Consider the following 24483-nt stretch of genomic DNA (forward strand, 5'->3'; position numbering starts at 1 on the left):
TTTAGACGCAGCGATTGCGTAAAATTAGGCTGAAAAATCGTCAGGAAGCAAACAAACCCTTAACTCAAATCCGAAAGGCTTATATGTTGTTGGGATTGACTGATTTGGCAGGTTCGAAGCATGACCAACGCCTCAAACAAAAAAACAGGCAACGCAGCACTGTTCCAGAGCTTCGACTACGTCTTTTATTGGTACGGTTATTTTCCTTAAGCCCAGAACTGCAAAATTTTTGGAAAACGGTTCTGGGCAGCAAATGGGTGTAACACAAGATGAGTGAACTCTCTAAACGTAAAATTGTGGTTAAATTCGGCGGCAGCAGCCTAGCTGATCACGAGCGCCTCCTTAAAGCAGTCATGGCAGTGGTAACGGAAGCAAAAAAGGGCACCAAAATCGCCGTGGTCGTATCTGCCATGGGCAAAACCACCGACGTATTGATGACCACAGCTAAAAACACTTCAAACGGTAAACTAACTAAACACGAGTTGGATGACATCCTCTCTATGGGGGAACGAACAAGCGTACGCATCTTCGCCGCGGCGCTCCGCAACAATGGTGCAGACGCCTGCTACTTTGACCCCATGGACAGCAAATGGCCCATCATAACAGATGAAGCATTCCAAAACGCTAATCCCCTGCTTAAGGAATGCAGCAAAAACATCAACGAAGGCGTCCTGCCCCTCGTAGAAGCAGGCACCATACCAGTCATCGCGGGTTTTGTGGGCAAAACCAAAGAGGGCAAAATCACCACGTTAGGCAGAGGCGGAAGCGACACCACCGCGTTCCTCTTAGCCGAAGGCATAGGCGCAGACCAAGTCGTACTGGTAACCGACGCTGAAGGAATAATGTCTAGTGACCCCAAAATCATAGCCTCCCCCGAACTGTTACCAACCATAAACGTAAACACACTCGTTGGACTCGCCGACTCTGGCGCCAAATTCATCCACAGCAAAGCCCTCAAATACAAACCCAAAGACATCGACGTCAAAGTCATCAGCAACCAGCATGGCGACCTAAGCAGACCCGGCACCATAATCACAGGTGCACTTGCCTGGGAACTTGACGCCGAAATCGCCAACGTCACACCCGTTGCGGAAATCACGGTGATTGGCGATGGCTTGTCAGCTAACCCCAAAGTCGTCACCGAAATAATAGAGAAAGTCAGAGAACACACCATGCTTTTGGGCATGTCGATGAATACCAACAGCGTCATCGTCTATGTCGCCCAAGAAAACAACATACACGACCTCTTCAACGAAATCCACAAAATTACCGTCAACAACAAAGAAACCATCGCCATGGCAATCAAAAAAGACCTCGTCTTCATCAAAACCAGCGGTGTCGGACTCGAAGAAACCCAAGGGCTCATCGGCAAAATCAGCGAGGACCTCCGCGTTGCCGGAATAAACATCAGCGGAATCCTCACCATAACTTCAAGTATCTTGCTGTTTGTAGATTGGAATGAGCGCGAGAAGGCGCTAAAGTTAATTAAAAACTCGCTTAAAACACACTAGAGGCAAAAGAAAATGAACGTTGGGAAAACACGCAGATTAAAGCGCATCACGCAATCCGATAACCGCACCGTAATCGTACCCATGGACCACGGCGTCACCGTTGGACCCATAGAGGGCATCATCAACATGCAAGAAATCACAAACAAACTCGTCCGCGGCAACGCCGACGCCATCCTTGTCCATAAAGGCATAGCCAAACGCATCGACACAGGCAACGCAGGTCTAATTGTTATGCTCTCAGGCGTCTCTAACCTTAGCCCTAATCCCAACGGCAAAGTCCAAGTTTGCAGCGTAGGAGAAGCCCTTCGCCTCGGCGCTGATGCCGTCAGCGTACATGTTAACATAGGCGCCCAAGATGAAGACAAAATGTTGGCTAACATGGGTAAAGTCAGCGAAGAATGCGAACACTACGGGTTACCCCTCTTAGCAATGATGTATCCGCGGGGACCCCGAATCCCAAACGAACACGACGTATCCGTCGTCGCCCACGCAGCCCGCATCGGAGCCGAACTTGGCGCAGACATCATAAAAACCAATTACACAGGAAGCATTGAAAGCTTCAAAACGGTAACGGAAAGCTGCCCAGCCCCAGTCGTCATCGCTGGCGGCCCCAAATGCAAATCCCTCGACGAGGTACTCCAAACAACAGCGGATGCTATTTCAGGAGGAGCCGCGGGACTCTCCATTGGACGCAACGTGTTCCAATGTGAAGACCCCACAAAGATTACCCAGGCGCTATCCGCCATCGTGCACAAGAATGTGTCGGTAGAGCAGGCACGCAGAATTTTAGGTGAGAAAACGTGAAGGAACTCTGGATAGAAACCCAGAAAAAAGAAGCTCTATCTAACCTGATTAACCAATACTGCGATGTCGCTGTTGTAGGCGACCAAGCGTCTTTTGTGGCAACCAAACAAACCCTCACAATAGCGGCACCCAAAACCGAAGCAGACCTCACCAAACCGCAAAAAGTTATCCGCATTTGCATAAGCGACAAAACCACTGAAAACCTCACCGTAAAAGCGGCGGAGGCAGGAGCCGCCTACATCATCATTGACACTGCTAACTGGCGTGTCATTCCACTGGAAAACCTTATCGCCCGTACGAAGGGCAAAAGCAAACTAATCGCCGAAGTCGCAAACGCCGAAGAAGCCAAAGTGGCGTTGGAGACGCTTGAGTTAGGCACCGACGGCGTACTGCTGAAAACCTCTGACTCTGAGGAGTTGCTAAAAACCATAGCTATCGTCAAACCCGAAGCCCTAAAACTTGAAATGGCAACTGCAAAAATCACCGCGACCAAACCCATAAGCAACGGCGCCCGAGTCTGCGTAGACACCTGCGACCTTATGAAAACAGGTGAAGGCATGCTGGTCGGTAGCCAAAGCGCAGGATTATTCCTAATCGAAGCCGAAGTCAACGAGAACCCATACGTGGCATCGCGACCTTTCCGCGTCAACGCAGGCTCATGCTCCATGTACACGTTGGGCAACCTACAGACGACACGTTACCTCCAAGAGTTCAAAGCAGGCGACGAAGTCATCCTCGTAGACCGAGAAGGCAAAACTCGCAAAGCCAATGTGGGACGCATAAAAATCGAAATCCGACCGCTTATCCTCGTCGAAGCCGAAGTGCAAGGCAAAATAATTAAGACCATACTGCAAAATGCAGAAACCATCCGCGTCGTCACCCCCAAAGCTTCCAAACCCGTCACCGAACTCAAAGCAGGCGACGAAGTCGTGGTGCACTTAGCGGCAAAGGGCGGTCGGCACTTCGGCGTTTCGGTACCTGACGAAACGGTGATTGAGAAATGACCCCCAAAATCTGCGTTTCAATTCTCCCCAAAAACACAGCCGAAGCACTAAAACTAATCGGGCAAGCAGAACAAAACCAAGCTGACCTCATTGAAGTGCGACTTGATTGCCTTGAGGAAACCCGTAGCCTAACTGAACTTACCAGATGCACTAAGCTGTCAATGATTGCCACCAATAAGCTGCAAACTGAGAATGGCTTCTTTGAGGGCAACGAAACAGAGCGGCAACATACCCTCTACAATGCGGCTCAAAGCGGATTTACATACGTCGATGTCGATTTTTCAAGCAGCAAACGGGATGAAACGCTTAGCCAACTCAAAGCCTTAGGCGTTAAACCCGTAGTGTCCTTTCACAAATTCGACGGCGTCCTTAGTCCTTCAGCTATGGAGAAGATTCTGGATGAAGAAATCGCCAGCGGAGCCGCCATATGCAAAATCATAACAACCGCCAAACACGTCGAAGATAACTTGGCGCTGCTGAGCTTTGTGACGTTTGCCTCTGCAAAAGCCAAACTGGTATGTTTCTGTATGGGGGAGCAGGGTAAGATTTCACGGTTACTTTCGCCTCTTTTTGGCGCCTTCTTTACTTTTGCCAGCTTAGAGAAGGCAAGCCAGACGGCGGTGGGACAGATGAGTATAAGTGAGTTAAAGTCTGCTTATACTCTATTGGGGATTTAGTAAATGGCTATATCGGGCAAAACACGGGTCTGCGGAGTTATAGGTGAACCCATCGAACACAGCCTAAGCCCCATAATGCATAACGCAGCGTTTCAAGCCCTTAACTTGGACTATGTGTTTTTGGCGTTTAGAGTAAAACCAGCCCAGATAGAAGACGCCGTAAACGGCATGCGTGCTCTAAACATCCGTGGCTTAAACGTCACCATGCCCCACAAAACCAGCGTCATAAAACACCTCGACCGCGTCGACTTATCTGCACAAATCGTAAATTCCGTCAACACCATCCTAAACAAGGAAAATCTACTCTTCGGCTTCAACACCGACGGCATAGGCGCTCTCAAAGCATTACGTGAAAACGGCGTGGAACTCAAAGGCCGAAAAATCCTCTTACTCGGCGCAGGAGGAGCAGCCAGAGCCATCGCGTATACGTTAGCTAAAGAGGCGGATGAACTCACCGTGCTCAACCGCACCGCTAAAGATGCACAGGCACTTGCTAAGCAACTGGGAAAGGCACTTAACAAAAAAATAACTGCTGGGTCACTTTCTCCAAGTGACATTCAGCTTAATCTTCAGGACTCAGACATACTCATCAACGCTACCTCCGTAGGCATGAAGCCTAAACCCGACGAGAGCCCAGTTGACCCCAAATTGCTCCGGTCCAACTTGGCAGTTATGGACATCGTCTACAACCCCCTTGAGACCGAGCTGGCACGGGACGCTAAAGCCGTCGGCGCCAAAGTGGTAAGCGGTGTGGAGATGCTGATTTATCAGGGAGCAGCCTCATTTGAGATTTGGACGGGGAAATCGGCTCCCGTAGAAGTTATGAGGCAGGCAGCACTAACTCACTTACAGAGGGTCTAACTGTGACAAGAAAAGCAACCGCAGTGGCACATGGCGCCGCAACAATAGTAAACGCCATAGCCCTTGGCAAAGGAGCAGCATTCGGCGTAGACCTCTGGACCAAAGCAAAAGTCGAATTAACCGAAAAACCCAGCGTTATAGAAGCCGAAATCGCCTCTGACCCCAAAGAAAGCACCCTACTAATCGAGAGAACAGCGCTACGAGTTTTGCAGCATTTTCAGTTAGAGAAGTGTTTCGGTGCCAAAATAAAAACTGACTCAAACATCCCCATCGCGCGGGGACTGAAAAGCAGCAGCACCGCCGCCAACGCTACCGCGCTTGCCATGGTTGCCGCGTTAGAGAAAAGTCTTGATGATTTGGAGATTGTAAAGATTGGTGTGGAAGCTGCCTTTGACGCGAAAGTCACTGTTACTGGCGCCTTTGATGATGCATGTGCATCCTACTTCGGCGGCGCAGTAATTACAAATAACAAGAACAGAGAACTGCTAAAACAGCTGGCTCTGCCCAGCGATTATACAGTGCTGTTTCATGTTCCGCCCCAGAAAGCCTACACCATCAACTCAGACGTGGAGCGGCTACGCACGGTTAAGCCGCTGGTGGAAGTCGCATTCCAACAAGCCCTAGAAGGCAGAATCTGGGAAGCCCTCACCCTCAACGGGTTGATTTATTCGACTGCCCAAAAACTCAACACCACCATCGCCATCGACGCGTTGGCTGCAGGCGCCGTCGCGGCTGGGTTATGCGGCAAAGGACCCGCCACAACCGCAGTAACCCCAAACGACAAAGTCGACAAAGTCAAAGCTGCCCTGCAAGCTTACGAAGGCGAAATCCTCACATCCCACATTAACCAACAGAAAGCCAAGGTGATAAAATGACGGAGATAACCGTCAAAAACACCCCCCAACTCAACGGCGCGGTCTGTGCGCCAGCCTCAAAATCCTACACCCAACGCATGCTCATAGCAGCAGCCCTATCCAATGGAATTTCAAGGATATCTAATCCGCTTCTCTCTGAAGACACCGAAGCAGCTCTCCGCGCAGTAACCGCATTAGGCGCCACATTCAAAGCTGAAGACACCTGCTGGACAATCGCGGGGGCATCACCTCTCCGAGGAGCAGTGGAGCCGATTGATTGCGGAGAGTCGGGAGCGACGCTACGGTTTATGGTTCCTGTGGCTGCGCTTGCGGAGACTTCTTCGATTTTGGTGTTCCGGGGATCTATTGAGCGGCGCCCCATCGAACCGCTGCTTACAAGCCTCAAAGAATTAGGCGCAGAAGCCCACGTAGGCAAGTTTGAGGGAAAAGACGCTGTATTCGTGGAAGGCGGCGGCATACGAGGGGGCAAAACCAGCATCCCCGGCGACGTAAGCTCCCAATTCATCTCAGGCTTAATGTTCGCGTGTCCCATGGCAAAAACAGCCACCGAAATCACCCTAACCACACCCTTAGAGTCGGCGGATTACGTGAAAATGACTGAATCCGTGCTTGCCATGCACTCCGTAGGGGTAGACGTTAAGGAGAACTGCCTCGCGATACCCGCTAATCAGACGTTCAAGGCTGTTGACGGTACCGTACCCGGAGACTTCTCGTCCGCGGCGTTTCTGCTTTCAGCGGCAGCCATAACTAAAAGCAAAGTTGTGGTAAACAATCTCAATTATGAGTCTGTGCAGGGCGACAAAGCCATCCTCACTGTGCTCAGAAAAATGGGCGTCAACGGGAAAGTCTGCGCAGATAGCATCGAAATCGAAGGCACCAGCAACCCGCTAAAACCCGTGGAGGTTGACGCCAAAAACATCCCCGACCTCGTCCCAGTCATCGCGGTGCTGGCGTGTTTTGCGAAAGGAACTTCACATATTTCTGGTGCGCGTAGATTGAGGCTAAAAGAATCGGACCGCTTAGCGTCGGTTTCGTCTGAGTTGTCTAAGATGGGCGCAGAAATCAAGGTAGACGCTGACGGCTTAACCATAAAAGGCAAAAAACTGCATGGTGCAGTCATAGACCCCCATAATGACCATCGAATCGCCATGTCCTGCGCGGTTGCTGCTTTGAGTACTGAGGGGGAAACTGTTATTACGGATGCGGAGTGTGTCAGAAAGTCTTATCCGCAGTTCTTTGTACATCTTAAAGCGTTAGGAGCAAATGCAGTTGGCGGGAAACTCGATAGGTAAAGAATTCACAGTCACCAGCTTTGGAGAAAGCCACGGCAGCGTCATAGGCGTCGTCGTGGACGGTTGCCCAGCGGGGTTGCCGCTCTCGGAAGCTGATTTTCAAGAGGAACTGGACAGGCGAATCCCAGCGGACACTCGAATTGTTTCGGCACGCAGAGAAAAAGACACCGCCAAAATCCTAAGCGGCGTCTTCGGCGGCTTCACCACAGGCGCCCCCATCACCGTCACCGTTGAGAACCGCGAGACCCAATCCAGCGACTACGACGCCCTCAAAACCCTGCCGCGCCCCAGCCACTCCGACTACCCTGCGCATATCCGATACGGCGGCTTTAATGACTACCGAGGCGGCGGACGCTTCTCGGGTCGAGTTACCGTGTCGCTCATCATGGCAGGCACCATAGCCAAGAAGCTACTGGGCAGATACGACATCGACGTCTTAGCCTACACGCTTGCCATTGGACAAATCAAAACCGACAAGCAATTCAGTACGGCTGAAATCCGCAAAAACCGCTATGCAGCAGCTACCCGTTGCCCCGATTTAGCGTGTTCAGAGAAGATGGAGCAAGCCATCATCGCGGCTAAAGCGGAAGGAGACAGCCTTGGCGGCGTCGTGGAATGCGTTGCGCTAAACATGCCCAGCGGCGTTGGGGAACCATTATTTGACACGTTGGACGGCGATTTAGCTAAGGCGCTGTTCTGTGTTCCCGCCGTGAAAGGCGTGGAGTTCGGTGTGGGCTTTAAAGCTGCAGAGCTTAAGGGCAGCCAAAACAATGACGCTTTCTTGGTGAAGGGCGGCAAAGTTGTTACAGCCACTGAGAATGCAGGCGGCATTTTAGGCGGCTTATCCAGCGGCATGCCAATCGTCACCAGAGTTGCCATTAAACCTACACCCTCGATTGGTAAGGAGCAGCAGACTGTTAATCTCTCAGCTATGGAAGACGCCTCTTTGTGTGTGAAGGGTCGGCATGACCCCTGTGTGGTTCCTAAAGCGGTACCCGCCGTGGAAGCCGCAGTCGCAATCACTCTGGTTGATCATCTCATCCGCGCCGGCGTCATACCTAAAGTCCTCAAGGAGCACTAACCTTATGGCAGACATATCGGAACATCGCAAAAAGATAGATGCAATCGACGACCAAATCCTCGCCGCCCTATGCGAACGTATCAAAGTCTGCAAAGCCATCGGCGAGGAAAAAAAGAAACAAAACATACCCATACGTGACGCCTCAAGAGAAAACGCACTCTATCGCCGCATCAAAACTAAGGCTGCAAAGTTGGGTTTAGATGCGGGGCAAGTTGAGGCGGTGTACCGCGAAATAGTTAATATGTGCAGTGCCGTTCAGGAGTAAGGAACTCTTAACGGAGAGTTGCAACCTATGCTGTATGAGATAAATGAGAAAGCCCTCAAACTGGAAAGTGAAGGAAAAAAAATCATCCGACTAAACCTCGGCGACCCAGACATGGCTACGCCCCCCGAAATTGTCGAAGCCGCCTATGCATCTATGAAAGCAGGGAAAACCAAGTATTCTTCTTCTTATGGTGAACTTCGGCTTCGGCAGAAAATTGCAGAAGTCCACGGCGTTAAAGCAGAAAACGTCGTCATTACCCCCGGCTCTAAGTGGGGAATATTTGCCAGCATGTTTTTGACACTCAAAAGCGGCGGCAACGTCATCATCCCAACCCCCTATTGGACCGCTTACGATTTAATCGCTAAAAGCTTCGGTGCCAAAGTGAAACTGCTCAAAACCACCTTAGAGAGCGGTTGGAAAGTTGACTTAAACCAACTTCACGACTTAATCGACGACGAAACAAAAATGATTATCCTAAACAACCCTAACAACCCCACCAGCAAAGTGATGGATACCAAAACTCTCGACGGCGTAGTTGACATAGCCAACGACCACGGTGTCACTGTGCTCTCTGACGAGGTGTATGGTGCAATCAGCTTTAACCCCACCAAAAGCATCCTCGAATACGGCGCCGACTCCAAACACATTCTATCCAACGGCTTTAGCAAAACATTCACCATGACAGGCTGGCGCATAGGATACCTTGTCGCCAACAAAATGTTCATCGACAACGTCACCAAACTTAACCAAATCACCGTAAACAACGTCCCCGTCTTCATCCAAGATGCTGCATTAAAAGGCTTAGAACTCCACAAACAAATCGCGGAATCCATCAAAGCCAAATACAAACAACGCGCAGACCTTGCCAGCGCAAAACTTGCAGCGTCAGGCTTCAAATTTACAAAACCCGACGCACCCTTCTACGTGTTCCCCAAACGCGACGGCTTAGACGGTGAAAAATTCACCCTTGACCTCCTCGACCGCGGCGTAGCAGTTGCACCCGGAACCTCCTTTGGAGACTACCGCGAACACTTCCGTATCAGCCTAACCGCACCTGATGACCAAATCGAAGTTGCATTAAATAAAATCTGCGAGGCGCCTCGATGAGGACAGCCGTTCTCGGCGCGGGCAAAATGGGCGTTTGGTTCGCTAAATTCTGCAAGGAAAAAGGCGACACCGTAGTCCTCGCTGACCGCAAAGCTGAGAAACTGGCAAACCTCAAAAAAGAGTTAAACGTAGAAACCGCAGATTTCGCAGATGCCGTACGTGGCGCAGACCGTGTACTCATCTGCACCTCCATCTCTTCTTTTGAAGAAATCATAAAACAAATCGCGCCTGCTACTCATAAAGGGCAAGCAATCATGGATATCTGCTCAATCAAAGAATACCCCGTCAACATCATGCACCAATATATAAAAGACGCCTTGGTGTTGGGAACTCACCCAGTTTTTGGTCCAGGCAGCAATGGCGTGGCACACAAAGCCTATGTCTTAACCCCCACAAACCCAGAGGAAGAGGCATACGCCGAGAAGTTCAAGGCATGGCTGGAGACAGAGGAAGCCCACGTCTTCATCATGACCCCGCAGAAGCATGACGAGTTAATGTCGATTGTTCTGGGGTTTGCGCATTTTGTGGGTTTAGCCGCCTGCGAAACGTTGCTTGAACAACCAAGCTTCACGGAATCAAAGAAACTCGCGGGCACTACATATCGTATGTTGTTCACTTTAGCTGAAGCTGTAGCCCAAGAGACCCCTGACTTATACGCCAACATCCAGACCAAACTCGCTGGAATAGGAAAAATCGAGGAAACCTTCATCGCCAACGCCCAAGAATGGGTTGAGTTAATGAAAAACAAAGACACCACCGCCATCATGAAACGTATGGACCAACTGCGCAGCAAGCTTTCCAAGGTGGACGGTGAATACGGCAAAAGCTATGAAGTAATGTATAAGATGCTACAATCAACAGAGGAATAAACACCATGAAAACACTATTAGTCAACTGCTACTTGGATGGCACCAAAATCCACGAATTAAATGACGTGCTAAATAGGTTCACCGCCTGTGTAACTGTTCCTTACACGAAAATCCAAAAAGATTACCAGATTAGCGAAGGCATAGGCGCCGTAGTGATTAGCGGCTCAGAGGCGCACATAAATAAACCCGAGGATAAGGCAAAATTCGACGGCGTCATGCACCTAATCCAAAACTGCAGCGTTCCACTTTTAGGCATATGTTTTGGGCACCAACTCCTATGCTCAACTTTCGGAGCCAAAACAGGCACTCTAACTCAACCAGTTATCGACAAATTTGAACAGGTAAACGTCATCCAAACAGGGGATATTTTGAGCCGATTCAGAAGAGGCCAAACGGTTCCGCTGGCACAGAACCACAATGACTATGTCCTTAAAGACAGCCTCGACTCAGCGGGCTTAAACCTCTTAGCGGACTCAGCTAGCTGCGAAGTGGAAGCCGTCAAACACAAAAACAGACTATTCTTCGGCGTACAATTCCACCCAGAACGAGTCACAATAAACGGCGAAACACATCTGGAAGGCCACAAAATCATAGACAACTTTTACGCAAACAACGTAAAACGTCTCGGAATCTAACCAGCTGCCTCCTCTTGCAGCCCTCTTTTAATGTGTTTAACGCAAAATCTAATTACTGCCAACGCCAAGCAATAGGCAAACGTGACCTCTAATGGAAAACTGCGCAAGATGCGGCAAACCACTTGCTTGGAACGAAGAGCGAATGGTGTTCTGGAATAAGCAGCTCAAAAAAGGGTACATGCGATGGTTCGTCGTGGGTTCGATGCAGATGGGGAAACGCAAAGAATTCCCAGAGTACAAAGGCAAGAAGCTCTGCCAACTCTGCGCACATGAAGTCTTTCTCTCAGCCCCAGATTCTTACAATAGTCCACAGGTCACCCCACAAGCCACAGCCTCAGTAAGCGCCGAAGATGCAGCCGCCGACTTCGCATCATTGCGGGCTTTTCTTACCCAAAACGGCGTGGTAGCTTCCGCGTTTAACTGCCCCAAATGTAACAATATGGTCGACATCCCCGAGGCAGGGAAACTGTTAATCTGTAAACACTGCGGCAACCCAATAAAAGCAGCAGACATCTACGAAAAAATCAAAGCCCTAATAGAATAGCCTGTCGCTTTTTCTCTTTGTGTGGGTGTAGCGTTTTTTGGAGTGCCACATGTCTGCTTAAGAATCGGGTTCTGTTTGGCGTCTGCAACGGTTTTGTGCGTCTGTTTCGGTGTGGGTAGACGGTTTTCTGCACACGTCCAACATAGCTCTATGTTGGAGCCGCAAGGTTGTGGTTGTGGAAGCATGTTGTTATTGTTCCATTTGTAACATTAACGTTACAAGAAAAAGGAGAAACCGATAATTTTTAGATGACTCGGGGATAGGACCCCAGAATCTTGACGAAAGTCGCATACTTCTCCAGTGCCGCTAACGCTTCGGCGCATCGCTTCTCTGTTCGGTGTCCCTCGAAGTCTAGGTAGAAGTTGTATTGCCAGGCGGTGGTTTTGGTGGGGCGGGATTCGATACGGGTGAGGTTGATGTTTCTTGATGCGAATTCGCCGAGTGCATGGTAGAGGCTGCCGGGGGCGTGTTTGGCGCTAAAGATGATGCTGGTTTTGTCATCTCCCGTGGGGGATGAGTCTTCGTGGGCTAAGACGAGGAAGCGGGTGTAGTTGGAGGGGTTGTCGGCTATGTCTCGGGCGATGATTTTCATGCCATAGAGGTCAGCGGCTTTTTCGCTAGCAATCGCCGCGGCTGTGAGCAGACCTTGTTCTTTGACGAGTTTTACGCTACCTGCAGTGTCATAGGCGGGAACGATTTCCCAGTTGTGCTTCTCGAGGTAGTGGCGGCACTGCGCGAGCGCTTGGGGATGGGAATAGACGGTTTTTATGTCTTCGAATTTTGCTTTGGGGTCAGCGATAAGCACATGAGCCAGTTTTACGGCGACTTCGCCGCAGACTTTCAGGTCATAGGCTAGGAAGAGGTCGTAGTTTTGGTTGACGCTGCCTTCAATCGAGTTCTCGATAGGCACCACCCCGTTTGGGACGGTGCTTGTTTTTACGGATTCAAACACTTCGCGGAAATCCTTACAGGGGACGGGCTCTACGGTTCGGCCGAAAAACTTGTAGACTGCCATTTCACTATAGGCGCCTGTTTCTCCCTGATAGGTTACTTTCACGGTTTAGGTCCCTGCTTACGATTCTTTAGGAGCAGCTTGTTTATACCGTTTATCATTGCTTCAACCGAGGCCATGACGATGTCTTCTCGTGCGGCACGTGCTGAGACGAGGTTGCCTTTTTCGTCTTCAACTTTTATGACGACTTCAGCGACTGCGTTGCTTCCTCCAGTGATTGCTTCTAATCTGTATTCGCTTAGGCGGATTTTTTCCATGTTGCTGGTGAGCTTCTGGATGGCTTTTAGCACTGCATCTACGGGTCCAACGCCGGTTTCGGCTGCAACGTATTCTTTGCCATCTAAGGTGAGGCGCACGGACGCGGTCGGGATGACTTTGATGCCAGTGACAACTGCCATGTCGCAGAGGTCCACGATTTTTTGTTCCCCAACCACTTCACCCATAACAGCAGAAGTCAACGCGATTAAGTCAGCGTCGGTGACCATTTTGCCTTTGTCGCCTAGTTCTTTGACGCGTTTGACGATTTCGCCAAGTTGTGCTTCGGTTGGGTGGATACCGATTTCGGCTAGTTCAGCTTGGATGCCATGGGTGCCTGCCAGTTTGCCTGCGACGAGTTTGCGGGTTCGACCGACCAGTTCGGGGCTAATCGGTTCAAAGGTCAGGGGTTGCTCGGTGACGCCACGAGTGTGGATGCCGGATTCGTGGGCAAACGCGTTTTCGCCGACGATGGCTTTGTTGACTTGCACCGCTACACCTGTTAAAGAGGAGACCATGCGGCTGGTGCTGTAGAGTAAGCGTGTGTTTATGTTTGTGTTGTAGCCGTAGACCACGTGTAGGGTGGTGACTACTTCTTCTAGGGCTGCGTTTCCTGCGCGTTCGCCTAAGCCGTTAACTGCTGTGTGAACTTGGTCTGCGCCTGCTTCAACTGCGGCTAAGCTGTTAGCGACTGCCAAGCCGAAGTCGTTGTGGCAGTGAGCGCTGATTGGGACTTTTATGTAGGATTTTATTTCTTTGAAGAATTCATAGGTGGTTTTCGGTATCATGCAGCCTACGGTGTCGGGAACGTTTAGGCTATCAATACCTGCGTCTTGGGCGGCTGTACAGATTTTTTTCAGAAAGGGCAACTCGGTGCGGGTGGCATCCATCGGGGAGAATTCGCATGGTACGCCATGCTTCTTGACGTACTGGATGGATTCTATTGCGGAAGTCAATACCTGCTCAGGTGTCATGTTTACGGCGTGTTTCATCTGCACTGGAGAAGTTGGGATGAATATGTGGATTAAGTCAACGTCGCAGTCTAATGCTGCGTCTATGTCTTTTTTGGTGCATCGAGATAACGCGCAGATTTTTGAGGTTAAGCCGAGTTTAGCGATTTCTCGGACGACTTTGCGTTCGCCGTCTGAACTGCTTGGAAAACCAGCCTCGATAATGTCTACGCCTAATTTGCTTAGTTGCTGTGCAATCTCAATTTTGTCTTCGGCGGTTAAAGAAACGCCGGGGGTTTGTTCCCCATCGCGCAAAGTTGTATCCAAAATACGGATAGTTCTTGACTCATTCATTACAGACACGACTATTTTTCTGGCATTGCTGCAGCTATAGCCTCGGCCATTCCGACAGTCGTGGTTTTTCCGCCTAAGTCTGGAACAGATTGATGATTTTCCAGTGCGTAGACCACGCCTTTTTCGATGGCTGCTGCGGCCTTTATGCATTTGGGGTCATTGTATTTTTCGCCTAGCCAATCCAGCATCAGTTCAGCTGATAGGATCATGGATAGGGGATTTGCGGTATGTTTACCTACTCTGTTAGGTGCAGAACCGTGGATGGGTTCGAATAAGCCGAAGTTGTCACCTACGTTTGCGCCTGGAGCCATACCTAAGCCTCCGACTAGTTGAGCTGCTTCATCACTTAAGATGTCGCCGAACATGTTACAGGTACACAATACGTCGAAGGTTTCGGGTTCTTTGATGAGGCGCATGGAGGCTGCGTCAACGTATAATTCGTTGAATGCAATGTCAGGGTAGCCTTTTGCTACTTCGCGACATACATCGCGGAATAAGCCGTCGGTGATGCGCATGACGTTAGCTTTGTGGATGGCAGTGACCTTCTTTTTGTCGTTGCGTAGGCGTGCCATTTCAAAGGCCTTCTTGGCGATACGGGTGCAGTTTCCTCGTGTGATAGTACGTAAACAGAGGGTAGTGTCGTTGCCTATGGTGAATTCTTGGCCTTTGTAGACGTCTTCGGTGTTTTCGCGAACAAACATCATGTCGATGTTGGGTCGTGCTGCTTCTACTGCGGGGTAGGTTTTGATTGGGCGTAGGTTTGCGTAGAGGTCGAAAATGTAGCGGAGTTTAACGATGACGTCTGCTGCGGATTCGCCGACGGGGCCTTTCATGCAGGCGTGGCTGTTTTTGATTTTCTCCACGGTGTCTGCTGGGAGGGCAACGCCGAGCGTCTCAAGAGCAATGTCCCCTGCTGGGACTTCAATAACCTTTAGCTTTAAACCGAATTTCTTTTCGGAAGCTTCTAGGACTTTTAGTGTGGCTTCGGATAGTTCCGGTCCGATACCGTCTCCTGGGATGAGAGATATTTTATATTCTGTCATTTTTTCTTCCTCCGTAAATTCTCGATTAATCCGCCGTCCGCCAAAATCTCTAAGATGAAAGGCGGCAGCTTTTCGACTTGGAATTTTTTGCCGTTAGATAGGTTGTCTATCTTGCCAGCTTCAAAGTCTACGGTCAATTTATCGCCAGTTTCAACCGCAGTTGATATGCCTTTGCACTCAATTACGGGTAAACCGATGTTGATTGCGTTGCGGAAGAAAATCCTTGCGAAGGATTCGGCGATGACGCATTTTACACCCGAGTACTTTAAAGCTAAGGGTGCCTGTTCGCGGCTGCTACCGCAACCAAAGTTTTTGCCTCCAACCACGATGACGCCGTCTTTGGCTTTGTTGACGAATTCGGTGTCTAAGCTTTCCAGTGCATGTTTGCCTAACTCGTAGGGGTCTACTAAGATTAGGTATTTGCCGGGTAAGATGACGTCGGTGTCGATGTTGTTGCCGAATTTTATGGCTTTAGCGGTTATTTTGCTGTTCATGCTTTTGCCTCCAGAGTGGTTGGGTCAGTTATTTTTCCTGTTACCGCAGACGCTGCTACAGTTGCGGGCGACGCTAAGTAGACGTTGGCTTTGGTGCTGCCCATGCGTCCGATGAAGTTGCGGTTGCTGCTGGATATGCAGGTTTCTTCTGCTGCCAATAAGCCGATGTGACCGCCTAAGCAGGGTCCACAAGCTGGGCCACAGACGATTGCGCCTGATGCTGTGAAGATGTCTAATAGCCCTTCTTTTAGAGCGTCTCTCCAGACAACCTGTGACGCGGGGATTACCAATGCGCGGACGCCGTCTTTGACTTTTTTGCCCTTTAGGACTTGGGCGGCTATGCGTAGGTCTTCTAGTCTGCCGTTGGTGCAGGAGCCAATGAATACTTGGTCTACGGGTACGTCGCCGACTTCAGAGATAGGTTTAACGTTATCTACGGATGATGGGCAGGCGACTTGGGGCTCCATGTTTGATACGTCGAATTCGACTGTGCGTTCGTATTCTGCGTCTTTGTCACTTTGCAGGGCTTTGAAGTCAGGCATGACTGGGATTTTGCCTTGTAGGAATTCTTGGGTGATTTTGTCGGGGGAGATTATGCCGTTTTTGGCGCCCATTTCCACTGCCATGTTGCATACGGTCATTCTGCCAGCTATGCTCATGGATTGGATTGTGGGTCCAGTGAATTCTGCGCTTTTGTATATGGCGCCGTCTACGCTTAGTTTGCCGATGATGTTTAGGATTAGGTCTTTTGGTGTGACGTATTTTTTGAATTTGCCTGTGACGGGGATTTTTATGGCTGAGGGAACTTTTAGCCAGATTTTTCCTGTTGCCATGACGGCTGCTGCTTCAGTTGAGCCGATGCCTGTGGCGAATGCTCCGAATGCGCCGTAGGTGCAGGTGTGGCTGTCGGCGCCTAAGATGACGGTTCCGGGGGTTACGTGTCCCTGTTCGGGCATGACTTGGTGACAGACGCCTCCGCGTCCTACGTCGTAGAAGGGGAGGTTTTGTGTTTGCGCGAAGTTGCGCATGGTTTTGTGTAGTTCTGCGGCTTTAACGGATTCCGCTGGAACTTGGTGGTCTAGGATGACCACTACTTTTTTGTTATCCCAAACTTTTGGGGTGCCTATTTTTTTGAAGGCTTCTACAGCTAAAGGTCCTGTTAAGTCATGTATCATGACGACGTCGACGTTGGCGTCAACGATTTCGCCAGAATGCACAACTTTTTTGCCAGAGGCTTTAGCTAAGATTTTTTCTGTAATATTCATTGTTCATACCTTTGTTAAGCTCAGTTCCACTTAGTTATGGCAATTTTTTAAGAACAGACAATTAAGTATTTCCACCATGTAATTGGGGTTTATTCGTCGATTCTTATTGATTTTGCTCCTCGGGCCAATGCAGTGATACCTGTGCGTGCAAGTTCAAGTACACCGAAGGTTTTCATCAAATTCATAAACGCATCGATTTTATCTGGTCCACCAGTGATTTCCACAGTTAAGCTGTCGGTTGAAACGTCAATGATTCTGCCACGAAAGACATCCACGAAGTTGATGACGTCACTGCGTTCTTTAGAGTCGCCGATCTTCACTTTTATCAAAGCCAACTCGCGCATAACAAAGTTTCCCTGCTCCAACTCACCGACTTTTAGCACGTCGATTTGTTTAGCGACTTGTTTAACGACTTGGTCAACTGTTTTTTCGTCCTCGTTGATGGTTATGGTCATGCGTGCGATGTCAGCGTTTTCGGTGGGTCCCACAGTGATGCTTTCGATGTTAAAGTTCCGACGACGGAACAAATTCGAAATCATATGTAGAACACCGGGTTTGTTCTCCACTAACACAGATATGACTTTGGTTCTTTCAGCTTCCATTAATAGTCACCTCTCTGTTGGGGTAATCCACAGCCCGGCGGCACAAACGGAACCACGTCGGTTTCGGAGCCGATAGGCACATCGATTACCGTTGTAACCTTACTGGTTAGTGCTGTCTTAACTGCTTTGTGGAACTCATCCATGCTGCCCACGCGGAAACCCTGCGCTCCGTAAGCTTCCGCTAACTTGACAAAGTCAGGGGTTTTACCCAAATTGACTGCCATGTAGCGGCGGTTGTATAGGGTGCGTTGCCACTGCGCCACCATGCCTAAAACACTGTTGTTCAGCACGATAACGGTGACAGGGATGTCTTCTGTGACGCTGCAGGCTAATTCCTGCTCAGACATGATGAAGCTTCCGTCTCCTGCAATGTCCACGACTGGTCGGTCGGGGCAAGCGACTTTGGCGCCTATGGCTGCGGGGAAACCGAAGCCCATGGTTCCAAGCCCGCCTGAACTGATGAAAGTGCGGGGCTTTAACGCCTTAAAGTACAGCGCTGACCACATCTGGTTCTGACCCACCTCTGTAGTCATAATGCCATTCTCAGGCAACAGAGTCCGTAACGCCATCAGAATGTTTTTGGGCAAAACGTCCCGTGGTAAATCCCTCAGCAAGGGGCTTAGCTGCTCTTTGGCTTCTTTAACGCGTTTAGTCCAAGCGGTGCCTTCGCCTTTTTGCAGCTTCTGGGAGGTTGCAGCGATTAATTGTTTGAGGGCGATTTTGGCGTCGGCAACTATGGGCACGTCGACTTCGATGTTTTTGTTGATTTCCGCATTGTCGATTTCAATATGAATCTTCTTGGCTTCTGGCGCGAAGGTGTCAAGGTTGGCGGTTGCGCGGTCGCTAAATCGTGTGCCAACTGCTAAGAGCACGTCGCATTCACCCATCAATCGGTTGGCTGCGGGGTTGCCGTGCATTCCGATGCTGCCCACGGATAAGGGGTGAGTTTCTGGGAAGGCTCCTTTGCCCATGAAGGTTGTTGCAACGGGTGCCATCAGCAAATCGGATAGTTGCATGATTTCATCTGAGGCGCCTGAGGTGATGGCTCCGCCGCCGACTAAGAGCAGGGGACGCTCAGCTTTGGCTAGTAATTCGCTGGCTTGGCTGATTTTGGCTGGGGCTGGCTGGGTGATTAGTTTGTAGCCGCGGATATGGACTTTGTTGGTGAATTCCACATCTGCGATTCCTGACTGGATGTTTTTAGGTAAATCAATCAGCACTGGTCCGGGCCTGCCGGTGGTTGCCAAGTAGAATGCGTTGTTGACCATAAGAGGGATTTCTGAGACAGCACGGGGTTGATAGCTGTATTTGGTGACTGCAGTGGCTATGCCGATTATGTCTGCCTCTTGGAATGCGTCTTTACCAATCATGTAGCTGGTGTTGACGCCTGCAGACGGCACCTGCCCTGTGAGAGCTATCATGGGCGAAGAATCCATGTAGGCATTAGCGATGCCTGTGACGAGGTTTGTGGCGCCTGGGCCGCTGGTTGCCATACATACGCCTGCGCGTCCGCTGGCTCGTGCGTATCCTTCGGCTTCGTGAGCTGCACATTGTTCGTGGCGTGCCAAGATGTGGCGTATCTTCTTGTTGCCGCATAAGGTGTCGTATACTGGGAGGATAGCGCCGCCTAAGATGCCGAAGATTGTATCAACGTTTTGTTTTTCAAGGGATTCTAAGAGTGCTTGTGCACCAGACATTTTAGTCATGTTCCAATCTGTCTCCTGTATTTGTTTTAAGAATTATACTGTCGTCTCGGAAAAATTGTTGCTGAAAGGCTGTGAAATATTTAGAGGTTAACCTGGGCATGTTAGAAGAAGTATACCCGACGATCCCAGCTATGGAGGTGACGATCCCTCATTTTTCTTGCCTCTTTAATAGTCCACTTTCTTTTTACCGTAGACCTCTATTCAAATAAAAAGCTTGCGGTGCCACTAAAGCTTTGGGGCACTCGAAGACTCAGTTTAGATAGCGCCGTATGCTCCGAACCTTTATTTTTCTATACCTGCATAGTGTAGGTGTAGCTTAATTTTTAGAGAAGTAACCGATATGGTAGACGAGGTTTTTACTGACACCATCATAAACGTGGTGATTATTGCGGTAGCGTTTGTTGTCCTAAACTACGCCAGCAACCTTGCCATCCACAACGCCGTCAAAGTCGCAAACATCACGCGGCTAGGCAAAACAGCCATAGGCTTTTCGCTGATTGCGTTCTCCACTTCGCTGCCCGAGTTGGCGGTGGCAGTTACAGCTGCCCTCTCAGGTGGGGCGCCGCTTTCAATTGGCAACGCGTTGGGTTCAAACATTTTTAACATCTGTGTTGTGGTGGGTTTAGCGGGGTTGTTGCTTCACTTTCATCATGTGCGACAAAAACGTCGTCACCCCAAAGAACCCGCTAAGCACCCCAATCCCAACATCGTGTTTTCCTTGGCTAAATCGGAGTTAAATAGCATCTACTTTGGCTTATTCATCTCCTCCGTCATACCCATCATTTTAATCTTCATCTCCACCGCCACCTGGATAGTTGGCTTAGTGTTAATCGGCATATTCATCGGTTACATGTACCAACTCACAAAAGTCCGAATCCCCACCGAAGACGCAGAACCCGTAAAACCAGAAGAGAAACGCAGAATCAAAAGAATCATCGCCCTCACCCTTGCAGGCACCCTAGGTGTGGTAGCAAGCGCGTATTTTCTGGTGGAATCCGCTGTCAGCATTGCAGAAACCGCGGGGCTATCTGAGCAGGTAATCGGCGCCACCATCATCGCGCTTGGAACCAGCCTCCCCGAATTAACGTTGGATTTGAAGGCGCTAATGAAGGGACACTCAGGTTTAGCGTTTGGCGACATCGTGGGCAGCAGCTTCGTAAACATCACTCTTATTTTGGGAGTGTCGCTTTTTCTACCCGCACTGCTAGGCACCCCCATAGTTATGTCAGTAAGTGTCTTCCAGAACCTTGTGCTGTTCTCGATTGTGGCAAACCTGTTCTTCTGGTACTTCCTATCCAGAGGACATATAGGCTACAAAGAAAGCCTCGTATTCCTATTCATCTACGTGCTATTTTTAGTGACAACCATAAGTGCACTCTAACACTCAACCCACCTAAATTTAGAAGCCCATATTTGGAGCGTGGATAGGGATTTTGGTTGCTTTAAGCGCAGCAAACACCACTCCCACAACAAGAACTGCGCAAATTATCCAAATAGGCAACTCGGGCACAGGCGTGGGTGTTGGTTGGTTTGTTGAACCGATGGCGTAGACTTTGCCGTCGTTTGAACCGACATAAACTATGCCGTAGGCGACTGCTGGAGAAGAATAGACCTCGCCATCTGTGGTGTAAGTCCAGATTGTCGCGCCAGTTTTGCTATCTATTGCATAGACTGCGTGTCCCCTTGGATTATCATGGGTCAAAATAGAGTTTTCGTCAGAACCAACGAACACTAATCCCTCAGCAACCGCGGGGGAAGAATACCGAATCGAGCCGATTGTATGATTCCACAGCAACGCACCAGTTGTTACATCTATTGCCGTGATGCCTCCAGGTTGAATAATTGCTCCGCCGATACCTGTGGAAACGTAAACTACCTCATTGGCAATTGCTGGCGTAGAGTGAGAGACAGCGCCCACGGTATTGCCCGACCAGACAAATGCGCCACTAGAAGCGTCCCATGCCTGAAGTTCCTGAGGTTCCATGCCTATAAGAACCAAGCCGTCACCGATTGAAAAAGAAGAATGCCCATTATAATTTGAGCCCCTATGACTCCAAGATTGCTCTCCTGACGTTGCGTTTAAAGCCGCAATGTCTCCTGCGGAACCTCCAATGTAAACCAGCCCATTATAAACGGCAGGAGAAGCCCAGGTCCTGAAGGAAGGGATATACTGCCACGTGAGATTACCTGTTGAGGCATTAAAGGCATAAAGCCGACCACGGTAATCGGGCGTATTAGCAACCGTAACGTAGACTAAACCATCGGCGACGGCTGTTGCAGAAATCTCATCAGGGTACCCTGAGTCGGTAGGGCTTTGCCAAATTAAATCGCCTGAAGAAGCATCCAACGCGAATACCGCATGACCATGATACCCTCCGACGTAAACAACCCCGTCAACTACTGCGGGCGAAGACTGCACGGGACCAAAAGTGTTGTATTTCCAAAGCAGGGAACCATCAGAAGCGGCTAAAGCATAGACGTAGCCGTCGTCTGAACCCACATAAACTACTCCATCCACAACAGCAGGTGAAGCTTTAACCGCGCCACCTGTGCTAAATGTCCAAAGGGTTTGGTTGGTTCGGGGCGCCATCGATTTGGAGTACCCTGTGTGGGTCAGGTCATGGTTGAACATTGGCCAATCATCAGCTTCGGCGGCGTTTACTGGCAACCCAGCGGGAAAAATGCTGACAAATAGAAAAAGCACCAGCGTTGTCAGGGCAAGTTTAATCCAGCTTGGCTTCTTTGAGGCCATAATACTGTTTTGAGTTCTGGAGTTATACATTTTTGCATAATTCAACTCGAAAAGTCGGAAATTGGGTTAGTCAGGGAATGCCTATTTATACTTTAATTAAGGGAGGGAGTGGTTCTGGTGCATTTGGGGGTGATGCCATGAAAAAATCTTCATGGTGCGCATCGGGTCACAACATAATTTTTGAAACAAAGCGGCAAGTATCTTGTTGTGTGTTACATACAGCGGCAGTCTTTTATTTGTACCAAGAAATATATCGCTCTGGGACACAGAATGGACGAAGTCAGCAAAAGAAACCTCTTTTGGCTAGTGGGAATCTTTTACAACAGTTTGACTGGTTACATTTTTTGGAGATTTTTAGACGAGGTAGCAGCCATGTTTGAAACATGGATGTTAAATTTGGAAGGGTTATTTGCTGTTTCCATGTTCGTGAGTGGCTTAGCACTTATTGGTGTTTTAATAGGATTATGGAAAAAGACCCCACACTTATACACAGATTTATCCTTTGTAACAATACACTTTATCCAACGAAACGGTACACCAGACGAACCTACTAACCCTACATACATTTTGGATAGTAGGGCCGATAAAAGAATAGCTTATTCTGTAATATCTTTACCTAGTTGGTTAGTGCATAGTGTAACAAATGGGAAATTTGTCTGCGTGCCACATGATAGTGAAACAGCACTTAAAGCCGAATTTATTCAACAGGGGATTACTATCGAGGAAAAACAAGAACCAACCCCTCGAATGTTAGGTATAAGGTGTAGGACAAATAACTCGCTTTTTATACACGAAAAGCCGCTAGATGAAAAACAATTATCCGTTTTGAAAAGCAAAAAAATTGATAATATTAAAATTGTATATTTGCATCCTTGGTTGCGAAAAGAGGTTTCTCCTCCAGCTAAAAGACTACTTATAAAACAATGTTCGCCAACACAATATGAGGTTTATGAAGGAATCGCCCATGATTTAGAATTAACAGATAATGAGATTCTTGGTTTCCAAAGTTATTCGATTTTTCCTTGGGAATTTTCTATTCGATTTTGGTGTTGGCGTTATCCACATTTATCGTTTCACCGTCATGCGAAATACATTAAATGGCATTATTCATTAAGTCAGTTAGAAAAAGATTATTGAGACTTTTCTTGGTTCTATCAAGTCTGCGGTATTCAAAAATAAGAAATTAATATAGAAAAATAGAGAAGGCAAACAAGTCAATGGGCTGGTAAATTATCCAAAAGTAACGTAAATTCTTTTTGAATTTGTCTCGTCAACAATAGACGCTATTGGCACACTTCTTTTAACTGCCGCTATACCGTCTTCGCAAGATTGCTTTGTTGTATATGTCTCGCTTGTAGCTATTATTTCATTGTTATCGGCTTTTAAAACCCAATAGAATTGTTTATTGCTTGAGTCTTTTATTGCAAATTTTGCCAGTTTTTGTCACCTCAAGCAATTAAGTGTAGTTTTGGGGGTTAAAAAGCGTTAACATAAATATGTTATCAGATGCAGGGGAGGTGAGTGAAACTGAAATGTTTGTTAAAACGGCTAGCGTAAATTTTTATTTAAAATGGAAGTAGCTTTCAAGTCCACGATGTAAACGGTTTTGAAGTAGGGGCTGTTAAGCAAATCAGACATTACCTCAGGGTGATTATCGCCATAATAGGCTTTCACAACCGTTAGCAGGTCATCCTCGCTTACTTGCTGTCCGTCCTTTAAGCCTAAGTCTTGGATTACGGCTAGGGCTTTCTTGTCATTTTCCATAATAATCCATCTTGGAATTTCATTGAGTGCCCTACCAAATAGTTAGGATAATAATTTGGACGATGGTGTTTTTCGCACTCGTTCTAATAGGACTTTTGTAATTTCTGACCTTTCGGAACAAGCTAGACGTAACTCGTCGTGTATCCTAGTATTACCAATGTTTGAATACCAAACATGGGTTAATATTTGAGCACGATTGGCTTCATCAATTGCGGGCATAAAGTCGCTATCGCCTGTAACTAAAATGGCTTTGTTAATATTGTCCTTCCATATAGCCCTAGTTAAGTCAACTGTTAGTAAATTATCAACTCTTTTCTGTTTGTATTTAGTAACTCTATCTCCACAATTAACACATTGAGTATCAATGCGGCTAAGTTTACCCAGTCTTACTTGAAATCGGGGATAAAGTTTCAAATTGTACATAAACTTATCAAATGTTGCCTTTTTTGTTTTTTCGATAGTCGTTGGTATTGCACTTTGAAATGGCGGAGCGTCATAGTAAAATGTAAAAAGGCGTTCATAGTTGCCACAAAGTAAATCTGAAAACTTACAAAAATCAACATCATAAACGCCGAGATTTTCTCTTACTTTAGCAAAATAACCGCCATCTATGAAAACAGCTGCTTTATCAGCCATATAGTTACCTCTCTCCCTACTTGTCGGTAACTAGTATATAAAACAAGATTATCACTAAATACATACGACTGCCTGCCGTCCTCGACGAACGGCAGCGAAAACAACATGGATTCAATTGGACAGAT

27 protein-coding genes are annotated in these 24483 nt (G+C 48.5%); 16 read left to right on the forward strand and 11 right to left on the reverse strand.

Annotation, left to right across the window (positions count from 1 at the left end):
- Positions 1 to 14: 14 nt before the first annotated feature.
- The 14 genes from NWE92_09700 (at position 15) to NWE92_09765 (ending at position 11525) form a co-directional block, all read left to right on the forward strand.
- Positions 15 to 263, forward strand: a complete 249-nt coding sequence (locus NWE92_09700) for a hypothetical protein (GenBank protein ID MCW4029903.1) — start codon at positions 15 to 17, stop codon at positions 261 to 263.
- Positions 264 to 269: 6 nt separating this feature from the next.
- On the forward strand, positions 270 to 1511 hold the full coding sequence (locus tag NWE92_09705; protein MCW4029904.1) for an aspartate kinase: 1242 nt from the start codon (positions 270 to 272) through the stop codon (positions 1509 to 1511).
- 12 nt (positions 1512 to 1523) lie between these two features.
- Complete coding sequence (locus NWE92_09710; GenBank protein MCW4029905.1) at positions 1524 to 2315, forward strand: 2-amino-3,7-dideoxy-D-threo-hept-6-ulosonate synthase; 792 nt, start codon at positions 1524 to 1526, stop codon at positions 2313 to 2315.
- Entirely contained in the window at positions 2312 to 3319 is a 1008-nt protein-coding gene (locus NWE92_09715; protein ID MCW4029906.1) for a 3-dehydroquinate synthase II, read from the forward strand. Before NWE92_09710 ends, NWE92_09715 begins: the two co-directional genes overlap by 4 nt.
- Positions 3316 to 3996 (forward strand): type I 3-dehydroquinate dehydratase, encoded by a 681-nt coding sequence (locus tag NWE92_09720; GenBank protein ID MCW4029907.1) that lies wholly within the window; start codon positions 3316 to 3318, stop codon positions 3994 to 3996. Before NWE92_09715 ends, NWE92_09720 begins: the two co-directional genes overlap by 4 nt.
- A 3-nt stretch (positions 3997 to 3999) precedes the next feature.
- Entirely contained in the window at positions 4000 to 4857 is an 858-nt protein-coding gene (locus NWE92_09725) for a shikimate dehydrogenase (protein ID MCW4029908.1), read from the forward strand.
- A gap of 2 nt (positions 4858 to 4859) precedes the next feature.
- Positions 4860 to 5732, forward strand: coding sequence for a shikimate kinase (locus tag NWE92_09730; GenBank protein ID MCW4029909.1), 873 nt, complete (start codon positions 4860 to 4862; stop codon positions 5730 to 5732).
- Complete coding sequence (gene aroA / locus NWE92_09735; GenBank protein ID MCW4029910.1) at positions 5729 to 7024, forward strand: 3-phosphoshikimate 1-carboxyvinyltransferase; 1296 nt, start codon at positions 5729 to 5731, stop codon at positions 7022 to 7024. The genes NWE92_09730 and aroA overlap by 4 nt, the downstream gene beginning before the upstream one ends.
- A complete protein-coding gene (gene aroC / locus NWE92_09740; protein MCW4029911.1) occupies positions 7002 to 8105 on the forward strand; it encodes a chorismate synthase in 1104 nt (367 codons plus the stop codon). The genes aroA and aroC overlap by 23 nt, the downstream gene beginning before the upstream one ends.
- Before the next feature lie 4 nt (positions 8106 to 8109).
- Positions 8110 to 8370 carry a chorismate mutase gene (locus NWE92_09745; protein MCW4029912.1) on the forward strand — a complete coding sequence of 87 codons (261 nt, stop codon included), beginning with the start codon at positions 8110 to 8112 and terminating at the stop codon, positions 8368 to 8370.
- Between the two features lie 27 nt (positions 8371 to 8397).
- The gene (locus NWE92_09750; GenBank protein ID MCW4029913.1) at positions 8398 to 9477 is read left to right on the forward strand and encodes a pyridoxal phosphate-dependent aminotransferase; all 1080 of its coding nucleotides are present in this window, start codon (positions 8398 to 8400) and stop codon (positions 9475 to 9477) included.
- On the forward strand, positions 9474 to 10346 hold the full coding sequence (locus tag NWE92_09755) for a prephenate dehydrogenase/arogenate dehydrogenase family protein (GenBank protein ID MCW4029914.1): 873 nt from the start codon (positions 9474 to 9476) through the stop codon (positions 10344 to 10346). Before NWE92_09750 ends, NWE92_09755 begins: the two co-directional genes overlap by 4 nt.
- Positions 10347 to 10351: 5 nt before the next feature.
- Entirely contained in the window at positions 10352 to 10981 is a 630-nt protein-coding gene (locus NWE92_09760; GenBank protein MCW4029915.1) for a gamma-glutamyl-gamma-aminobutyrate hydrolase family protein, read from the forward strand.
- 91 nt (positions 10982 to 11072) lie between these two features.
- Positions 11073 to 11525, forward strand: coding sequence for a hypothetical protein (locus NWE92_09765; GenBank protein MCW4029916.1), 453 nt, complete (start codon positions 11073 to 11075; stop codon positions 11523 to 11525).
- Between the two features lie 244 nt (positions 11526 to 11769).
- Here NWE92_09765 and pheA read toward each other — a convergent pair whose 3' ends face one another.
- The 7 genes from pheA to ilvB form a co-directional block, all read right to left on the reverse strand.
- On the reverse strand, positions 11770 to 12582 hold the full coding sequence (gene pheA, locus NWE92_09770; GenBank protein MCW4029917.1) for a prephenate dehydratase: 813 nt from the start codon (positions 12580 to 12582) through the stop codon (positions 11770 to 11772).
- Entirely contained in the window at positions 12579 to 14096 is a 1518-nt protein-coding gene (locus NWE92_09775) for a 2-isopropylmalate synthase (GenBank protein MCW4029918.1), read from the reverse strand. Before NWE92_09775 ends, pheA begins: the two co-directional genes overlap by 4 nt.
- Before the next feature lie 11 nt (positions 14097 to 14107).
- On the reverse strand, positions 14108 to 15139 hold the full coding sequence (locus NWE92_09780; GenBank protein MCW4029919.1) for an isocitrate/isopropylmalate dehydrogenase family protein: 1032 nt from the start codon (positions 15137 to 15139) through the stop codon (positions 14108 to 14110).
- The gene (locus tag NWE92_09785) at positions 15136 to 15633 is read right to left on the reverse strand and encodes a 3-isopropylmalate dehydratase small subunit (GenBank protein ID MCW4029920.1); all 498 of its coding nucleotides are present in this window, start codon (positions 15631 to 15633) and stop codon (positions 15136 to 15138) included. The genes NWE92_09780 and NWE92_09785 overlap by 4 nt, the downstream gene beginning before the upstream one ends.
- On the reverse strand, positions 15630 to 16898 hold the full coding sequence (locus NWE92_09790) for a 3-isopropylmalate dehydratase large subunit (GenBank protein MCW4029921.1): 1269 nt from the start codon (positions 16896 to 16898) through the stop codon (positions 15630 to 15632). The genes NWE92_09785 and NWE92_09790 overlap by 4 nt, the downstream gene beginning before the upstream one ends.
- 89 nt (positions 16899 to 16987) lie before the next feature.
- Positions 16988 to 17500 carry an acetolactate synthase small subunit gene (ilvN, locus tag NWE92_09795; GenBank protein ID MCW4029922.1) on the reverse strand — a complete coding sequence of 171 codons (513 nt, stop codon included), beginning with the start codon at positions 17498 to 17500 and terminating at the stop codon, positions 16988 to 16990.
- Positions 17500 to 19206 carry a biosynthetic-type acetolactate synthase large subunit gene (ilvB, locus tag NWE92_09800; GenBank protein ID MCW4029923.1) on the reverse strand — a complete coding sequence of 569 codons (1707 nt, stop codon included), beginning with the start codon at positions 19204 to 19206 and terminating at the stop codon, positions 17500 to 17502. Before ilvB ends, ilvN begins: the two co-directional genes overlap by 1 nt.
- Positions 19207 to 19546: 340 nt before the next feature.
- Between ilvB and NWE92_09805 the strand changes: the two genes are divergently transcribed.
- Entirely contained in the window at positions 19547 to 20587 is a 1041-nt protein-coding gene (locus NWE92_09805) for a sodium:calcium antiporter (GenBank protein MCW4029924.1), read from the forward strand.
- Positions 20588 to 20605: 18 nt separating this feature from the next.
- On the opposite strand, the gene NWE92_09810 is transcribed toward NWE92_09805, so the two are convergent.
- On the reverse strand, positions 20606 to 21958 hold the full coding sequence (locus tag NWE92_09810) for a PQQ-binding-like beta-propeller repeat protein (GenBank protein ID MCW4029925.1): 1353 nt from the start codon (positions 21956 to 21958) through the stop codon (positions 20606 to 20608).
- 270 nt (positions 21959 to 22228) lie between these two features.
- Here NWE92_09810 and NWE92_09815 point away from each other — a divergent pair, with 270 nt between their 5' ends.
- Complete coding sequence (locus tag NWE92_09815) at positions 22229 to 23095, forward strand: hypothetical protein (protein MCW4029926.1); 867 nt, start codon at positions 22229 to 22231, stop codon at positions 23093 to 23095.
- A 93-nt stretch (positions 23096 to 23188) separates the two neighbouring features.
- Here NWE92_09815 and NWE92_09820 read toward each other — a convergent pair whose 3' ends face one another.
- The 3 genes from NWE92_09820 to NWE92_09830 all read right to left on the reverse strand — a co-directional run bounded on the left by NWE92_09820 (position 23189) and on the right by NWE92_09830 (position 24358).
- Positions 23189 to 23380, reverse strand: coding sequence for a YegP family protein (locus tag NWE92_09820; GenBank protein ID MCW4029927.1), 192 nt, complete (start codon positions 23378 to 23380; stop codon positions 23189 to 23191).
- Between the two features lie 126 nt (positions 23381 to 23506).
- Complete coding sequence (locus NWE92_09825) at positions 23507 to 23722, reverse strand: hypothetical protein (GenBank protein ID MCW4029928.1); 216 nt, start codon at positions 23720 to 23722, stop codon at positions 23507 to 23509.
- A gap of 42 nt (positions 23723 to 23764) precedes the next feature.
- Positions 23765 to 24358, reverse strand: coding sequence for an NYN domain-containing protein (locus NWE92_09830; protein ID MCW4029929.1), 594 nt, complete (start codon positions 24356 to 24358; stop codon positions 23765 to 23767).
- Positions 24359 to 24483: the final 125 nt, after the last annotated feature.

The organism is Candidatus Bathyarchaeota archaeon (genome assembly GCA_026014745.1).
Lineage (GTDB): Archaea > Thermoproteota > Bathyarchaeia > Bathyarchaeales > Bathycorpusculaceae > Bathycorpusculum.

What these genes read in the sequence shown, in the direction of transcription:
- NWE92_09705 (MCW4029904.1), top strand. Translation starts at nt 270, where the DNA reads ATGAGTGAACTCTCTAAACGTAAAATTGTGGTTAAATTCGGCGGCAGC.
- NWE92_09710 (MCW4029905.1), top strand. Translation starts at nt 1,524, where the DNA reads ATGAACGTTGGGAAAACACGCAGATTAAAGCGCATCACGCAATCCGAT.
- NWE92_09720 (MCW4029907.1), top strand. Translation starts at nt 3,316, where the DNA reads ATGACCCCCAAAATCTGCGTTTCAATTCTCCCCAAAAACACAGCCGAA.
- NWE92_09725 (MCW4029908.1), top strand. Translation starts at nt 4,000, where the DNA reads ATGGCTATATCGGGCAAAACACGGGTCTGCGGAGTTATAGGTGAACCC.
- aroA (MCW4029910.1), top strand. Translation starts at nt 5,729, where the DNA reads ATGACGGAGATAACCGTCAAAAACACCCCCCAACTCAACGGCGCGGTC.
- NWE92_09745 (MCW4029912.1), top strand. Translation starts at nt 8,110, where the DNA reads ATGGCAGACATATCGGAACATCGCAAAAAGATAGATGCAATCGACGAC.
- NWE92_09750 (MCW4029913.1), top strand. Translation starts at nt 8,398, where the DNA reads ATGCTGTATGAGATAAATGAGAAAGCCCTCAAACTGGAAAGTGAAGGA.
- NWE92_09755 (MCW4029914.1), top strand. Translation starts at nt 9,474, where the DNA reads ATGAGGACAGCCGTTCTCGGCGCGGGCAAAATGGGCGTTTGGTTCGCT.
- NWE92_09760 (MCW4029915.1), top strand. Translation starts at nt 10,352, where the DNA reads ATGAAAACACTATTAGTCAACTGCTACTTGGATGGCACCAAAATCCAC.
- NWE92_09765 (MCW4029916.1), top strand. Translation starts at nt 11,073, where the DNA reads ATGGAAAACTGCGCAAGATGCGGCAAACCACTTGCTTGGAACGAAGAG.
- NWE92_09775 (MCW4029918.1), bottom strand. Translation starts at nt 14,096, where the DNA reads ATGAATGAGTCAAGAACTATCCGTATTTTGGATACAACTTTGCGCGAT.
- NWE92_09780 (MCW4029919.1), bottom strand. Translation starts at nt 15,139, where the DNA reads ATGACAGAATATAAAATATCTCTCATCCCAGGAGACGGTATCGGACCG.
- NWE92_09785 (MCW4029920.1), bottom strand. Translation starts at nt 15,633, where the DNA reads ATGAACAGCAAAATAACCGCTAAAGCCATAAAATTCGGCAACAACATC.
- NWE92_09790 (MCW4029921.1), bottom strand. Translation starts at nt 16,898, where the DNA reads ATGAATATTACAGAAAAAATCTTAGCTAAAGCCTCTGGCAAAAAAGTT.
- ilvN (MCW4029922.1), bottom strand. Translation starts at nt 17,500, where the DNA reads ATGGAAGCTGAAAGAACCAAAGTCATATCTGTGTTAGTGGAGAACAAA.
- ilvB (MCW4029923.1), bottom strand. Translation starts at nt 19,206, where the DNA reads ATGACTAAAATGTCTGGTGCACAAGCACTCTTAGAATCCCTTGAAAAA.
- NWE92_09805 (MCW4029924.1), top strand. Translation starts at nt 19,547, where the DNA reads ATGGTAGACGAGGTTTTTACTGACACCATCATAAACGTGGTGATTATT.
- NWE92_09810 (MCW4029925.1), bottom strand. Translation starts at nt 21,958, where the DNA reads ATGGCCTCAAAGAAGCCAAGCTGGATTAAACTTGCCCTGACAACGCTG.
- NWE92_09815 (MCW4029926.1), top strand. Translation starts at nt 22,229, where the DNA reads ATGGACGAAGTCAGCAAAAGAAACCTCTTTTGGCTAGTGGGAATCTTT.
- NWE92_09825 (MCW4029928.1), bottom strand. Translation starts at nt 23,722, where the DNA reads ATGGAAAATGACAAGAAAGCCCTAGCCGTAATCCAAGACTTAGGCTTA.
- NWE92_09830 (MCW4029929.1), bottom strand. Translation starts at nt 24,358, where the DNA reads ATGGCTGATAAAGCAGCTGTTTTCATAGATGGCGGTTATTTTGCTAAA.